Genomic DNA, 15,921 nt, shown 5'->3' on the forward strand with positions numbered 1-15,921 from the left:
TACTTCTATAGATACAAAGCTAGATATCAAGCACTCGACAAATTTCTGATACCACTAACTTAGGATTCCTTTTGTCAGTGGTAACCACATGATCACACACGTCCATATACAAAGGATCTCGAATATCCATTAGTTTTTGAAGAACCCGAGTCGGATCTTCTGTCTGAAGCAAAGGTCTATTCTTGTCTCGACGGGTACGTTCAATTTGCAATTCAACGGAGGTTTTCAGATAGATTACCGAGCCACGTTCACTGAGGTACTTCCTGTTTTCCGGTTTCAGAACAGCACCACCCCCAGTGGCTAAAATAATATTATCCTGGGCAGTTAAATCTGCAATAGCTTGAGTTTCACGTTCCCTAAAACCCACTTCACCTTCAACATCAAATATCCAAGGGATATTGGCCCCAGCTCGCTCCTCAATTACTTTGTCCGAATCATAAAACGGAAGGTCTAACTCTGTAGATAAGAGCCTGCCGATGGTGCTTTTTCCCGCACCCATCGGCCCAACTAAAAAGATATTAATAACTAACCCCTTGATAGCCCTTTATTAACGAACAGACAAGGTATCCTTCACTAACTTAGGCGTAATAAACATCAACAACTCAGCTTTATCTTCTGTTTGAGTTGTTCTTCTAAACAATGCACCAATGTAGGGCAAGTCACCCAAGAATGGGGTTTTCTCTACCTGCTCAACATCCTCACCACGGAATATACCACCAAGCACAATCGTTTCGCCATTCTCAACGATCACTTGTGTTTCCAATGCCTGAGTATCAATACTTGGAATACCATTGAAAATTTCACCCACAGAGTCTTGATTGATCTTCAAGTCCATAATAATTCGGTCATCAGGAGTAATCTGTGGTGTCACTTCTAGAGACAGTACTGCATCTTTAAATGACGTTGTTGTTGCACCACTAGAAGAAGCTTCCTGATATGGAATTTCTGTACCAGACTCAATACGTGCAGTTTGGCCATCTGCAGTAATAATCTTAGGTTGAGAAATAATTTCACCTTTACCTTCGGTTTCTAAAGCAGACAATTCCAGATCAATCACATAATCGAAAGCTGCAACCCCTAGTGCAAAGGTAGTCGCGTTAGGACTTTGAGCCGCCAGATCAACAACCATACCATCATCAATTGAACCATCTTCATAAGCATCCAACTGAACAAAATCAGGAACAGTTGCATTACCAGCCGCAAGATCCTGTAAAAACTTATTCTGCGCCTCTAAAATACTCTGCTGGTTTTTAAAATCAGTTTGTTTGCGACTATTAAAAATATCTTTAGCTGAGCTCACACCCTCAATACTACCTGATATCCCTCTAAAGTTATCAGCATCCTGATCCCAAGCAGCTCCTCCCCAACGAACACCCAACTCTTTTCCTAAGTTCTTGGTCGCTATAACTATTCGCGCCTCAATCAATACCTGGCGTACAGGAACATCAAGCACCTTCATCGCATCACGAATTTCATCTAACTTTCTAGCAGTATCTCTTACAATCAAAGTATTCGTTCGTTCATCAACATTAGCACTTCCACGCTCAGTCAATAAACCTTGCTCGGAAGATAAGAGATTAACAACATCAGCAGCTTTAGCATAGCGAACTTGAATAAAGTCAGTCTCTAACGGAGCCAATTCCGCCACTTGTTTTTGAGCCTCTAATTCAAGTTTTTCACGAGCTGCAATTTCATCAGCCGGAGCAACCAAAAGAACGTTACCGATTTTACGCTTATCCAACCCTTTAGTCTTAAGCACTAAATCCAACGCTTGGTCCCAAGGAACATTTTGAAGCCTTAGAGTAATACGCCCTTCAACGGTATCACTTGCCACAAGATTCAAACTAGTGAAATCAGCAATCAACTGAAGTACAGATCGAACCTCAATATCTTGGAAATTCAACGACAATTTCTCGCCACTGTATGGGAATTTTTGCTTACGACGCTCCTCCGCTTCTTCCTCTGACACTGGCTTAATATTAATCGTTAATAAATTATCGGTCTGATAAGCTAAATATTCATGAGTTGCTGATGTCTCGATGGTCAATTTCGGAACACCATCTTCCTTCAGCATATCAACAAACGTCACCGGTGTTGCAAAGTCAGTTACATCCAGTCGACGCATTAACTCAGGCGCCACATTACCATCAGGAAAAGTAACAAAAATCTTCCCTCCTAAAGACTCCATATCTACACCGATAGAGGGGTCAGAAACAGTGATTAATACGCGCCCTTCACCGGACTCCCCTCTCCTGAAGTCAATATCCTGAATAAACTTTTTATCATCATCAAATTGCTTTTGTGATTCACCTTTAGCAAGAGCATCCTGCCCAGCAGAGGCTTTAGCACCGCCTCCTAACGCCAAAACAAGTGCATCACCTTCTACAGTAGCCCGATAATCAACCAGCTCAGTAAGATTAACAATTACTCGAGTTCTGTCTTTAGCTTCAATGACAGTTAAACTTCTAGCATTACCAAAGCCAAGCTTATGGTATTTTTCTTTCAGACCACTCTTAACATCCATTAAATCTATAGATATACGAGCAGGCTTTTCAATAGTATAGCCTTTGGGTTCAGGAGGCGTTCCATCAAACTTCAAACGAACTTCTACCCCTTCATTAGCCAGTGAAGACACGTCTAAACTATTCAAGCTAACAGCATTAGCCCCAACAGGAAGGGATAAGAATAGACAAAGCGCCCACAAACGAATCCTTAGCCTTGTTTTAAAAAAATTCCCATTAATCATCTTCATTAACCCGAACCCACTGTAAAATTTCATAGCCATCACCAATTTCAACTGTGGCAATTATTTATTCTTCTAAACCTTCAATCTGAATCGCTCTCGGTCTCTGAACCCAGCCACCATCACCATCCGGTATAATCTCTAGAACTTGCAAACCTAATTCATTTACTTCCACTATCTGTCCATGATTTTGGCCAAGGTAGTTTCCTGTTTTGACACGATGAACATCTCCATTTTCATCGCTAACCAGAGCCCATAAAAAGCCTTTTTCTTTGGAAAGAGTTCCCACCATAGAAAGGGTAGTAATAGGAAAACGCTCCAAATATTCCTTCGTCCGATCAAAATCAGGGAATAAGTTAACATTTTCCTTCACTTTTGTTTCAACCACATCTACCACAACTGGTTTTTCAAATGGAGCTCTTAGTTCACTTGCTTTGTAAGTAAAGGCTTCATAAGCATGAAACTCAGGTAATGGTTCGATTCTTCCGTGAGGCTTACTGCGGATTTCAGCCATATAAGCTTTAATATCACTTAAACCCTTTTGGCCATAACAGCCAACCAAAGATAGTGTCACTAAAATCAACAACAAAAAACGAGACAAGCATTTCAACAGCATCACTTACCTCCTCTCGTATTTTTTTCGTTGTAACGATAGGTTCTTGCCAATATATCCATCGCCAAAACGTTTTCTTTTACGGTTTCAGATTTTGTATGATGAATATTCAAATCATGAAGAGTCACAATTCGAGGTAAACTAGCAACACCACTTACAAAAGAGCCTAACTCATGATAAGTTCCTTCAACTGTAATCTTGAAAGGTAACTCAATATAAAACTCTTTTGCGACCTCTGGCTGAAGATCAATTTTTTCAAACTTCAGACCACTTCCAAGGCCTGTATGTGTAATATCCTCAAGTAGCCCTGCCACTTCAGTATCACTAGGAAGCTGTCGTAACAAAGCGCCAAATGTTTCTTCCATTTCTACCATTTGCTGCTTATAAGCCTCAAGATTTGCTACTTTAAAAGCCTTCTTTTCAAAATCTTCTTTCAGAGCTTTCTCTTGACTAACCTCTCGATCGTAAACTTCGCCAAGCCCTTTTATATGAAACCAATAACCTCCAGCCACAACGAGCGCAATCACTAAAAGAAAAACAGTAACCCTTGCAAGTAAAGGCCAAGACCCCATGTTGTTAAAATCAACTTCACTGAGATCAAGGTCATTCAACTTCTCTAGCGTTTCAGATAAACTCACGATCTCTTCCTCCGCCCTTTAGCAGCCTTTTCCTCTTCTTCAGCATTCGGGGTCGTTTGATTCACAATTAACTTAAAGTTGCTTGTTGTTCCTCCCTGCCCTTTCATCGCCTGAACAGATGTCAAGTTCGGATCTTTGAACCACTCTGAATTATCAAAATTTCGCATCAAACTCGAAATTCTATTGTTTGAATCAGCTACCCCTGAAATATTAAGCTCCTGACCTTTTAAGCTTAAAGTTTCATAGTAAATACCATCTGGAATTGTTCGAACAAGCTCATCAAACACCTTTACAATAACAGGCCGATTCCCTTGCAACTCTTGAATGACTTTCATTCGATCAATAAGACGCTTTCTTTCTTGTTTAAGCTGATCAATTTCGGCAATTTTTTCTTTCAACTTATCGGTTTCCTGAAGAATGTAGCGATTCCGTGCTTTTTGGTCATCAATTAAACCATTGAGGTATTGATGCCACATAAACACAACACCAAATGCCAATACCAAAACACCAACGAAGGTAATTAAAAATTGCTGCTGCTTCTCTTGTCGAAGCTCTTCACGCCAAGGTCTGAGGTTAATCTTTGCCATTAGTCAAAACTCCTCAGTGCTAATCCGCACGCAACCATAAGAGATGGTGCATCATTTGAAAGTGCTGTTGCATTCACTTTCGGAGCAATCGACATATCAATAAATGGGTTGGCTACAATAGTTCGCGTACCCAGCTTATCTTGAACCATCTCGTCCAATCCCGGGATAGATGCACTACCACCGGACAATACAATATAGTTCACGTCATGATACTGAGAGCCATTAAAGAATAACTGAAGCGATCGACTAATCTGTTGTACCGCAGCTTCTTTAAACTGCTGAAGCACTTCAACTTCATAATCATCTGGCAAGCCACCTTGCTTCTTAGCAAGACCAGCTTCTTCCAATGAAAGACCATATCGACGCATGATCTCTTCTGTTAACTGCTTACCACCAAACACCTGATCTCGGTTGTAGATGGTTTTCCCTTCATTAAGCACACTTAACGTAGTCGTAGTTGCACCAATATCAATCGTTGCAACCAACATATCGCTAATATCGCCATCCAACTGACTTTGAATTAACTCTAGAGAGCGTTCCAGTGCATAAGCCTCAACATCAACCACTTTGGCAGTCAATCCACCCAAAGTACACACACCTTCACGAACTTCCACGTCCTCTTTACGACATGCAGCAAGAATCACTTCAACCATATCGTGATTATCGGGATGTACACCCTGCACTTCGAAATCGAGATAAACATCTTCTAATGGGAAAGGAATATGTTGGTGAGCATCCAGCATAATCTTATTTTCAAGATCGTCGTCACTAAGATTCGCATTCTCTTCAATGGTCTTAGTAATCACCGACGAGCCCGAAACGGCCACAGCAGCAGCACGAGAACGACACTTCGCTCTAGCTACAACACGAGAGATAGATTCACCCACTGCATCAGCGTCTTGAATATTCTTTTCAACCACAGAACCATCCGGAAGAGGTTCCACAGCATAACTCTCCACACGGTAGCGATTACCTTGCTGTCCGAGTTCGATGAGCTTTACTGTTGTTGAACTAATATCCAACCCCAACAGCGTCGTTGTTTTTCTTTTAAGTAATCCGAACACCGAAAATTCCCTAATAGTACGAGCACTTACGAGAACTATATATTAATGTACATTAAATAACAGGTTTATCGATATAGCAAACCTTGAACTAAAAAAATAGACCCCAAAATGATATGATTCCAGCTCAGCTTGTAATTTAAATTTTTTTCCCTAAAAGATTTTGTGATTTCTATGATCCAGGCCACATTTAAAACTTTCAAAATTACCGTTTACCTGATTTTTTCAGCCATCTGTTTTGTCTCCCTTATATTCTCAGGCGTGACACTTTGTCTGATCCCCAATCTACCCGCAGTAGAAGAAATTCAGGACATCCAACTTCAAGTCCCTCTCAAGATTTTTACAGAGGACGGGAAGCTCATTGCTGAATACGGTGAAAAGCATCGAACACCGATCAACTATCACGAAATCCCTACCAATTTCGTTAACGCACTCATCTCTGCTGAAGACAACCGCTTTTGGGAACACCAAGGTGTTGACCTAATTGGCCTGGCCCGCGCAGCATTTCAACTAGCGACCACCGGCAGCATCAAGTCAGGCGGCAGCACAATTACGATGCAAGTAGCTAAAAACTACTTCTTAAGCAGAGAAAAAACCTTCTCTAGAAAGTTCAACGAAATTCTTCTAGCACTTCAAATTGAACGATCTCTTTCCAAAGAACAGATCCTAGAGCTCTACCTAAACAAAATTTACCTAGGACACAGATCGTACGGAATTGCAGCAGCTGCAAGAACCTACTACGGGAAACCCGTTCAAGAATTAACTCTAGCTCAAACTGCAATGATTGCTGGATTACCTAAAGCCCCATCTGCATATAATCCAATCAGAAATCCCGAAAGAGCCATAGAAAGAAGAAACTGGATCTTAGATCGTATGCTTGCTTTAAACTACATAACAAGCACCCAAAATGTGGTCGCCAAACAAAGTCCGGTTACCGCAAAATATCATGCACCAAAGTCAGAAATTGATGCTCTTTATGCTGCAGACATTGCTCGTGCCGAAGCCCTAAATATGTTCCCTGATGACATATATACCGGCGGCTATAAAATATTCACATCCATCAACAGCACGCAACAAGCAGCAGGTCTGGAGGCGATTGCCACACACCTAGAAGATTACAGCAAACGACATGGCTATCTAGGGCCAGAAGATTCTGTTGATATAACAGCACTACTGAACACACAAGATTCAAAGACAGACCTTCAGTCCCTTACCGCTTTGTTAAAAGACTATCGTCAAGTAAACCACCTAATTCCTGCGCTAGTTTGGGAAGTCACCAACGATGAAGCCAATTTAATCTCTCGCAACGGCGACCTCATATCCCTCCCGACAAAACAACTCACGTGGGCAAGAAAATACATTTCCGCAGACAAAAAAGGCCCCAGAGTAAGAAAAGCAAGCGATGTGCTTGCGTCAGGTGATATTGTCAGAGTGTATAAAGATCAAGAAACCGACGAATGGCGCCTTGGCCAACTACCAAAAGCGCAAGCAGCCTTAGTAGCAATCAATCCTAAAACAGGTGCCATTAATGCACTTCAAGGCGGATTTGAATTCTATTCAAGTAAGTTTAACCGAGCCACCTCAGCCAGAAGACAAGCAGGCTCCGCATTCAAGCCATTCATCTATTACTCAGCACTGGAAGACGGTTTTACTGCCGCCTCAATTGTGAACGACGCCCCAGTAGTGTTCCAGGACAAACAACTGGAAACCGCTTGGCGTCCTGAAAACGCAGGCGGAAAGTTTTATGGCCCTACGCGTCTCCGACAAGCGCTTTACCAATCAAGAAACTTAATATCCATTCGAATCGTTCAAACGCTTGGCATCAAGCAAACCATAGACACTGTCAAAAAGTTTGGCTTCTCAGAACAACACCTACCTAAAGACCTTTCCATTGCTTTGGGCAGTGCAGCTGTCACACCACTCGAACTGGCTACCGCCTATAGCACCATCGCAAACGGCGGTACAAACATAACCCCTTATTTAATTGACCACATTGAAGACTTCAACGGCAATATCGTGTATCAAAATCCGAATACACAACACGCTACTCGAACCAACGATAATTCAGATCCAAGCAATAACAAAGAAGCAGACAAAACCGAGAGCAGCACACCTTTCGGTGATCACACACCAAGTGCACAATCTATTGAAATTACATCAGAAAAGCCCGAGATCGACCCGAGAAGTATCTACATCATTACCGATATGATGAAGGACGTAATCAAACTAGGCACAGGCAGAAGAGCAAAAGAACTCGACCGAGATGACATCGCAGGCAAAACCGGCACCACCAACGATCAAGTAGATGCCTGGTTCTCAGGGTTTAATGGCGATCTCGTCACCACGGTATGGGTAGGCTTTGACAGCCCATCTACGCTAGGCAGAAACGAATACGGCGGCCGTGCCGCACTCCCTATCTGGATTGATTTCATGAAAAAAGCCCTGCCGCCATACGAAAGCAACACCAAACAACCGGAAGGCATTGTAACCATTCGCATCAACCCCACAACCGGCCACAGAGCCCTTCCTGGTGAGAAAGACGCCATCTTCGAGATATTCAGAAGCGAACACGTCCCACCACCACCAGAAGAAGACAACGCACGCCCTGTATTGATCGATCAAGGCCACCCAACCGACGTTCTGGATGAGTTGTTTTAACAACTCATTCATTAACCAACAATTTCAGCAGACATAAAAAAACCTCCCGAAGGAGGTTTTTTTATGTCTCTAGAATCAATCTAATCAATTAGATATCTTCAACAGACTTAAGCGGGTAGTTCGCTGGAAGTTCTTTAGTAGCAACTCCAGAATCGATCGCCGCTTGAGCAACAGCCAATGATACAGCGCCCAATAGACGTGGATCAGTAGGCTTAGGAATGATGTATTCCTTACCAAATTCCAAAGAATCAACACCATAAGCAGTTAATACTTCTTGCGGAGTTTCTTCTTTAGCAAGGCCAGCAATCGCATGAGCCGCTGCCAACTTCATTTCTTCGTTAATTGCTGTAGCACGTACGTCTAGAGCACCGCGGAAAATGAATGGGAAGCCCAATACATTGTTAACCTGGTTAGGGAAGTCAGAACGACCAGTCGACATGATCAAGTCATCACGTACGGCATTAGCAAGTTCTGGCATGATTTCAGGTGTCGGGTTAGAACACGCAAACACAATTGGGTTTGGCGCCATTTTCTTAACCTGATCAGCTGACAGAAGATCTGGACCAGAAAGACCCAAGAAGATATCAGCACCTTCGATCGCATCATCAAGAGTACGCTTGTCAGTTTCAACCGCAAACATAGACTTATACTCATTCAAGTCATCACGACCAGAGTGAATTACGCCTTTACGGTCAAGCATATAGATGTTTTCCGGCTTCATGCCAGCAGAGATCAAAAGCTTAGAACAAGAGATCGCTGCTGCACCTGCACCTAGAACCACCATTGATGCTTCTTCAATTTTCTTACCTTGAATCTCAAGCGCGTTCAGCATACCTGCAACTGTTACAATTGCAGTACCGTGCTGATCGTCATGGAAAACTGGGATGCTGCATTGCTCAATCAAAGTGCGTTCAATTTCGAAACACTCTGGTGCTTTGATATCTTCCAGGTTAATACCACCGAAAGTATCAGCAATACGCTTAACAGTATCAATGAACGCCTGTGGGCTTTCGCAATCAACTTCAATATCAATTGAATCAACACCTGCGAAACGCTTGAAAAGAAGACTCTTACCTTCCATTACAGGCTTAGACGCTAGAGGACCTAGGTTACCTAGACCTAGAATTGCTGAACCATCAGAAATTACAGCTACAAGGTTACCCTTTGCAGTGTACTTGTAAGCATCTTCTGGGTTTTTCGCAATTTCCTTCACTGGCTCAGCCACACCAGGGCTGTATGCAAGGGAAAGATCACGTGAAGTTTCAGCAGGTTTGGTTAGCTCTATGCTGATTTTACCTGGCTTTGGAATTGCGTGGTAATCTAGAGCTGCTTGTTTTAAATCTTCAGACATTGTGAATATATCCAATCTCTAACAATAAAAAGTCCGAGAAGCATATATAAATTGCGATTATTGAACAAGCAATAATCAAGAAGATTGCTATAAATATGACATTTATCAGTGGATAAACTGTCGAAATTTAAATCGTTTGTTGAACGCATTAACGAAAGTTAATTTTCTAAAAAAATCTGAGGACTTTTTAGAGGAAGCATGTAAGGCTCAAAACGCGTCTTCTCGCGACGAACCGCCCACCCCCTAACCTCAAGAAATTCGCCTTGCAAATCACGCTTCACGCCCAACTGTTCGAACCACTGATTGGGAACTCGCACCACCCGCTGATCAGAAAACGACAACCAACTATAACGCTTAGACTTAGTGACCCGATTCAGCCGCCCGGACCACAATACAAATCCACCTCGATCCACATTTAGCCAAAATTCAAGCGCCCCCCAAACCCCTTTCTTCGCGTCTCTTGCCTGAATCTCTGCCTGCCTTAAACAAGACACATAGCGCGATTCCGACTCAAAGACCTGAAACGCGTAGCCATTTTTTAGAAGATACTCCGAAAGCAAGAACAGGTCACCTTTGAGCGCCACCCAAATTTGCCCCAGTCGACGCTGATACTTATCCCATCCCGCTTTTTCAAGGAATACTCGATTCTCAGAAACAAACGTCTTCACAAACTGAGTAGATTCAACCGCATAAGGCTCCGGCTTCTTTGATTTCCCATAGTTCATTTCCGGGGTATTCACACCGACCAGGCGCACATCCTCATCAGCCAAACGCAACGTATCACCATCCAACACAGTTACCACATCAACTTCACGTAACTGCGAAAAATCCTCCGGCGTACAACTCGCATAAAGCGCTGAAGAAAAGAAAAAACAAACGCACACAAAAAAGGCGTCTGAAATCAGACGCCTTTTTCTGGTAACGCTAAGCTTACTTAGCAACACTGCGATTACCGAAACGCTTCTTGAAGCGATCGATACGGCCACCAGTGTCAGTAACCTTTTGCTTACCAGTAAAGAATGGGTGACAGCTTGAACATACGTCCAAGTGAACATCTTTACAAAGAGTAGAACGAGTTTGGAAGCTATTACCACATGAGCAAGTGATAGTTACTTCTTCATAATTAGGATGGATATCCGCTTTCATAACGACCTCAACTATCAATACCGCAACTTGAACATCATCTGTGGTCAAGCACCGTATTGCAAAATGGAATTTAGTTGTTCACTTTTCGGCTAAATCACCCGAAAAATAGAGGCGGAATAATAACAGACCTTTTACAAAGAACAAACCTATTTATAATAAGCGATCCACTTTATTCAGCAGCTAAGCGAATGTCTGAGCAAACCAGCTTATTACTTACGTCCGACAACCCTTTGTATTTCTTTGAAATCGCCATCAATCGCCCGCTATTTCAAAGCTTCACCTACGCCTTTAAGAAAGATATTCCTATGGGCTCTCGGGTGATAGTGACCGTAGGCAATAGCACAGAAGTCGGTATCGTTATTGAAAAACACCTCATCACCCCCGAGGTGGACTTTTCAATAAACCCTATAGATGAGGTAATTGACGACACACCTACCGTCAATTCAGAAGTTATAGAGATTGCCAAATGGACAAGCCAATACTTTTTCCAACCCATTGGGGAACTGCTCTTTACATTTTTGCCTAACTACCTGAAACAGGCCAAACCACTTAACTCGCTCTACACCGAAGGCTATCTGCGCACAAATCACCCCCAAACAGAATCGTTATTAAAAAATGCAAAGAAACAACAAGAAGCCTTCAACCTTTTAAACGAGAATGCCCCTACTTCGAAAAGCACATTGCTAGCCCAAGGCATTAAAAGCAACACCTTGCTGGAACTTTGTAAAAAAGGACTGATTGAGAAAACGCTTATCCCACCAACACCAAGTTACACCAGTGAAAGCAACGCACCTCTTAAACTCAATCAAGAACAAACTAATGCTGTCCAAGCCGTAGTAGAACACAAAGATCAATTTGGTTGTTTCTTACTTGAAGGAATCACAGGGAGCGGCAAAACAGAGGTTTACCTTCATATTTGTAAATCGTTTTTATCCGTCGGTCAGCAAGTATTACTGTTAGTGCCAGAGATCGGCCTCACATCTCAGTTAGCAGAACGTCTCGAAAGCCAGCTGAACACCCCTGTCATCACGCTGCATTCAAACTTAGCAAACAAAGAACGAGCTTCTCGCTGGTTACAAACGCAACAATCACAGCCAATGGTTATTATTGGCACTCGCTCTGCTGTGGCCTGCCCATTACCAAATTTAGGCTGCATCATTTTAGATGAAGAGCATGACAGCTCATTTAAACAACAAGAAGGGATTCGTTATCACTCGAGAAGCGTTGCAATCAAGCGTGCACAATTAAGAGGACTACCTGTAGTACTTGGGTCCGCCACACCTTCATTAGAAACATTAACAAACACTTATCAGCAACGCTTTCAACACTTAAGACTGACAAAAAGAGCGACCGGCGCAAGACTGCCTAAAACACAGATACAGGATGCATCAACACTCAACCCGGATCAGATATTCACAGCGGATACGTTAAGCACTATCAAAGCAACACTTGCCAGCAAGCAGCAAGTACTGGTGTTTATCAACCGACGAGGATTTGCACCGACCTTACAGTGCAACCAATGTCACTGGGTAGCAGAATGCGAACAATGCGATGTTGCTTTGACCCTGCACCAATCCACCAATTCCATGGATTGCCACCATTGTGAAGCTAAACACCCAATCCCAAAGCGATGCCCTAAGTGCAACTCCCCTTACTTATCACCACTAGGATATGGAACCGAACGCATTGAACATGAACTCATCCAAACCTTCCCAGACTTTCCGATTATCCGAATGGATAGAGACAGCACTCAAAACAAAGGCAGTCTGGAGAAAATAAGAAACCAGTTACTTGAGGATTCCCCGTGCATTCTGGTCGGCACCCAAATGGTGGCAAAAGGCCATAACTTCCCGAACTTAACACTGACCGTTGTCTTAAACTGCGACAATGGTCTCTACAGTCAGGACTTCAGAGCCAAAGAAACCCTTCTCCAGAATCTTATTCAAGTTGGCGGCCGTAGTGGCAGAGCAGATAAACCCGGGCAAGTCATTATTCAAACCAGCTTTGTAGATCACCCTCTGCTCAAATTCTTTGAACAACAAGACTATCAAGGATTCGCTAAAGAAGAGCTAACACATAGAAAAAACATTGGCTTACCGCCATACCACCATCAAGCAGCCATACGAATGCAAAGCCTGATGGACAACAAGGCTTTCACACAACTAATGTCGTTAGAACAGGCTCTTAAAACGTATAAAACAAACCATCCCGGCGATAATGTTGAAATATCTCTTACCATGCCAGCGGCAATCGAACGAAAATCAAATTGGTATCGTTACCTGATTATGTTATCTTCGCCAGACAGAAAACAGCTACACCATTATCTGAATGTTGCGCACCACTTCCTGATTCAAACGCCGCGCACTAGAAAGTTAAAATGGGTCATAGACGTTGATCCATTAGACACTTGGTAGTTTCATAACCTGTTCTGTCCAAATACCCAATCGTTAAACAATAGCTAATGAGTTTCTAATGGCAGCCCACGACTTTGCATCCAATAAAAAGACCGCCAAAGCCAAAAGCAGTCCAGCTAAAAAACCAACCAAGACAAGCTCAGCAAAGGCAGCAAAAGGAAACACACCACCTCCTGCCCAAAAGAAAAAAGTCCCTGCAATCATTTGGATTATTCTCGGCGTATCCCTAGCTTTCGGTGGCCAATACGCTTTCAAACACCTGAAAAGCAATCCAGAAGTCAGTTCAGTCATTGACCAAGCTAATGAGACCATTGCAAAAACCACTCAAAAAGCCATTGAGCCAGTCAAGCAAATTAAAGAAGAAGCGCCTCGCTTTGAGTTTTATGAACTACTGAAAGAAAACGAAGTAGAGGTTAACGTCACACCAACGCCGGCTTCCGAAAAGAAAAAATACCTCTATATCGTGCAAGCAGGGTCTTTCAGAAATAAAGAAGATGCGGAACGCATGCGCGCCCAACTTATCCTGAACAACCTTACCAACACCACTACCGACAGCATTAACACTCAGAATGGCACATGGCACCGAGTTAATGTTGGCCCGTTCTCAAGCCGTTCAAAGCTGGAAAAAGCCAGAGACACACTGGCATCCATGAATATCCAAGGGCTGGTCAAGAAAGTTCCCCTGAAAAATTAACATCAATTTTCTATATAGCCTTGATTTCCAATAATCCACCCCTAGATAGGGATTATTGATAAATGAAAAGGGATAGAAAATGACCACAATCTTGTCAGTACGAAGAGACAATACGGTTGTTATGGGTGGTGATGGACAGGTGTCCCTCGGCAACACCGTAATGAAAGGCAACGCACGCAAAGTTCGCAGACTTTACAACAACAAAGTACTGGCAGGATTCGCAGGCGGAACCGCCGATGCCTTCACTCTGTTCGAGCGCTTCGAAAGCAAACTCGAAATGCATCAGGGTCATCTTGTACGAGCGGCTGTGGATATGGCAAAAGACTGGCGGACAGATCGAGCACTGAGAAAGCTAGAAGCATTACTCGCCGTAGCTGACCATACCTCCTCATTGATTATTACCGGGAACGGTGACGTTATTGAACCGGAACAAGATCTTATTGCTATCGGTTCTGGCGGCCCATTTGCTCAAGCCGCGTCCACAGCGTTACTGGAAAACACCTCTCTTTCAGCACAAGAAATCGTAGAAAAAGGGCTTAAGATTGCGGGCGATATTTGCGTCTACACCAACCACAATCAAACCATTGAAGTCCTCGAATATTAATTTTCTGCTAATCACAGTTTCAGGAATACATAATGTCTAACATGACTCCTCGCGAAATCGTTCATGAACTCGACAAACACATTATTGGTCAAGCAGGAGCGAAACGCGCCGTAGCCATCGCGTTACGTAATCGCTGGCGCCGTATGCAACTTGATGACGAGTTGCGTAATGAAGTAACCCCAAAAAATATTCTAATGATTGGTCCAACAGGGGTGGGTAAAACCGAAATTGCCCGCCGTTTAGCGAAACTGGCTAATGCACCATTCATCAAAATCGAAGCAACCAAATTCACAGAAGTAGGCTATGTTGGTCGCGATGTGGAATCTATCGTCCGCGACCTTGCTGACATGTCGATAAAAATGCATCGCGAACAAGCCATGACAAAACTTCGTCATCGCGCAGAAGATGCTGCCGAAGACCGCATCCTTGATGCACTATTACCACCGGCCCGCAGCTCAGGCTTTGGTACCGATGAACCGGAAAGCGAAGAGAACTCTAAAACTCGCCAAGTGTTCCGCAAGAAATTACGCGAAGGCCAACTAGACGACAAAGAAATCGAGCTTGAAGTCAGCCAACAGCCCGTCGGTGTTGAAATCATGGCACCTCCCGGCATGGAAGAGATGACAAACCAACTTCAGAGCATGTTCTCAAACTTGTCAGGCGATAAGAAAAAACGTCGTAAACTTAAAGTGAAAGACGCTTACAAAATGCTGGTTGATGAAGAAGCCGGCAAGCTGATCAATGAAGATGAATTAAAGCTGGAAGCCATTAAAGCAGTTGAGCAAAACGGTATCGTCTTCCTCGACGAAATTGACAAAGTTGCCAAGCGTTCAGAAGGCTCCAATGCCGATGTATCACGCGAAGGTGTTCAACGCGACCTTCTTCCATTGATTGAAGGCAGCACCATCAACACCAAATACGGCATGATCAAAACCGATCACATCCTGTTCATTGCATCAGGTGCTTTCCATTTAGCCAAGCCATCCGATCTGATTCCTGAGTTACAAGGTCGACTTCCTATCCGTGTAGAGCTGGAAGCACTTTCAACCGAGGACTTCAAACGCATCTTAGTCGAGCCGAACGCAGCTATCACGACTCAATACAAAGAGCTTCTCAAAACTGAAGGTCTGAACATTGAGTTCACTGACGATGGGATTCACCGTATTGCTGAAGTGGCATGGCAGGTTAATGAGAAAACTGAAAACATCGGTGCTCGCCGCCTGCATACTGTAATGGAAAGACTGCTTGAAGAAATCTCGTTCGACGCGACCGATTTAAGCGATAAACACAGCGACAGCCCTCTTAAGATCGACGCCACGTACGTTAATAACTCGCTGGGTGAATTAGCTCAAGATGAAGATCTAAGCCGTTACATCCTATAACCATACATCCTCCCTCATTAATCCAAAGGG

Annotated in this window: 14 protein-coding genes; 5 read left to right on the plus strand and 9 right to left on the minus strand. The window is 43.3% G+C overall.

From position 1 onward, the window contains the following. Nucleotides 1-19: 19 nt before the first annotated feature. From aroK to QQL66_RS19945, 6 genes are read right to left on the minus strand one after another with little or no spacing between them, the layout of a single operon-like run. Nucleotides 20-538: a shikimate kinase AroK gene (gene aroK / locus QQL66_RS19920; RefSeq protein WP_284384277.1), complete on the minus strand. Its 519-nt coding sequence runs from the start codon at nucleotides 536-538 to the stop codon at nucleotides 20-22. A gap of 9 nt (nucleotides 539-547) precedes the next feature. Beyond that, nucleotides 548-2,779: a type IV pilus secretin PilQ gene (locus QQL66_RS19925; protein WP_284383900.1), complete on the minus strand. Its 2,232-nt coding sequence runs from the start codon at nucleotides 2,777-2,779 to the stop codon at nucleotides 548-550. Nucleotides 2,780-2,810: 31 nt separating this feature from the next. Next, a complete protein-coding gene (locus QQL66_RS19930; RefSeq protein WP_284383902.1) occupies nucleotides 2,811-3,359 on the minus strand; it encodes a pilus assembly protein PilP in 549 nt (182 codons plus the stop codon). Beyond that, entirely contained in the window at nucleotides 3,359-3,994 is a 636-nt protein-coding gene (locus tag QQL66_RS19935) for a type IV pilus inner membrane component PilO (RefSeq protein WP_284383904.1), read from the minus strand. Before QQL66_RS19935 ends, QQL66_RS19930 begins: the two co-directional genes overlap by 1 nt. Beyond that, nucleotides 3,991-4,581 (minus strand): PilN domain-containing protein, encoded by a 591-nt coding sequence (locus QQL66_RS19940; RefSeq protein WP_284383905.1) that lies wholly within the window; start codon nucleotides 4,579-4,581, stop codon nucleotides 3,991-3,993. Before QQL66_RS19940 ends, QQL66_RS19935 begins: the two co-directional genes overlap by 4 nt. Beyond that, a complete protein-coding gene (locus tag QQL66_RS19945) occupies nucleotides 4,581-5,645 on the minus strand; it encodes a pilus assembly protein PilM (protein WP_284383907.1) in 1,065 nt (354 codons plus the stop codon). Before QQL66_RS19945 ends, QQL66_RS19940 begins: the two co-directional genes overlap by 1 nt. A gap of 171 nt (nucleotides 5,646-5,816) precedes the next feature. On the opposite strand from QQL66_RS19945, the gene QQL66_RS19950 reads away from it, so the two are divergent. After that, nucleotides 5,817-8,300, plus strand: a complete 2,484-nt coding sequence (locus tag QQL66_RS19950) for a penicillin-binding protein 1A (RefSeq protein WP_284383908.1) — start codon at nucleotides 5,817-5,819, stop codon at nucleotides 8,298-8,300. Nucleotides 8,301-8,388: 88 nt separating this feature from the next. Here the strand turns inward: QQL66_RS19950 and QQL66_RS19955 are convergent, their stop codons facing one another. From QQL66_RS19955 to rpmE, 3 genes are all read right to left on the minus strand, one after another. After that, entirely contained in the window at nucleotides 8,389-9,651 is a 1,263-nt protein-coding gene (locus tag QQL66_RS19955) for a malic enzyme-like NAD(P)-binding protein (protein ID WP_284383909.1), read from the minus strand. A gap of 158 nt (nucleotides 9,652-9,809) precedes the next feature. Then, nucleotides 9,810-10,535, minus strand: coding sequence for a thermonuclease family protein (locus tag QQL66_RS19960; protein ID WP_284383911.1), 726 nt, complete (start codon nucleotides 10,533-10,535; stop codon nucleotides 9,810-9,812). A 46-nt stretch (nucleotides 10,536-10,581) separates the two neighbouring features. Continuing rightward, nucleotides 10,582-10,797, minus strand: coding sequence for a 50S ribosomal protein L31 (gene rpmE, locus QQL66_RS19965; RefSeq protein WP_284383912.1), 216 nt, complete (start codon nucleotides 10,795-10,797; stop codon nucleotides 10,582-10,584). Between the two features lie 188 nt (nucleotides 10,798-10,985). Between rpmE and QQL66_RS19970 the strand changes: the two genes are divergently transcribed. The 4 genes from QQL66_RS19970 (at nucleotide 10,986) to hslU (ending at nucleotide 15,891) form a co-directional block, all read left to right on the plus strand. After that, a complete protein-coding gene (locus QQL66_RS19970) occupies nucleotides 10,986-13,211 on the plus strand; it encodes a primosomal protein N' (protein WP_284383914.1) in 2,226 nt (741 codons plus the stop codon). 58 nt (nucleotides 13,212-13,269) lie between these two features. Then, nucleotides 13,270-13,905 carry an SPOR domain-containing protein gene (locus QQL66_RS19975; protein WP_284383916.1) on the plus strand — a complete coding sequence of 212 codons (636 nt, stop codon included), beginning with the start codon at nucleotides 13,270-13,272 and terminating at the stop codon, nucleotides 13,903-13,905. Nucleotides 13,906-13,984: 79 nt separating this feature from the next. Next, nucleotides 13,985-14,509, plus strand: a complete 525-nt coding sequence (gene hslV / locus QQL66_RS19980) for an ATP-dependent protease subunit HslV (RefSeq protein WP_284383917.1) — start codon at nucleotides 13,985-13,987, stop codon at nucleotides 14,507-14,509. A 32-nt stretch (nucleotides 14,510-14,541) separates the two neighbouring features. After that, nucleotides 14,542-15,891, plus strand: a complete 1,350-nt coding sequence (gene hslU / locus QQL66_RS19985) for an ATP-dependent protease ATPase subunit HslU (protein ID WP_284383919.1) — start codon at nucleotides 14,542-14,544, stop codon at nucleotides 15,889-15,891. Nucleotides 15,892-15,921: the final 30 nt, after the last annotated feature.

Origin of the sequence: Litoribrevibacter albus (assembly GCF_030159995.1) — a bacterium.
In the GTDB taxonomy this organism is placed as follows: Bacteria; Pseudomonadota; Gammaproteobacteria; order Pseudomonadales; family Litoribrevibacteraceae; genus Litoribrevibacter; species Litoribrevibacter albus.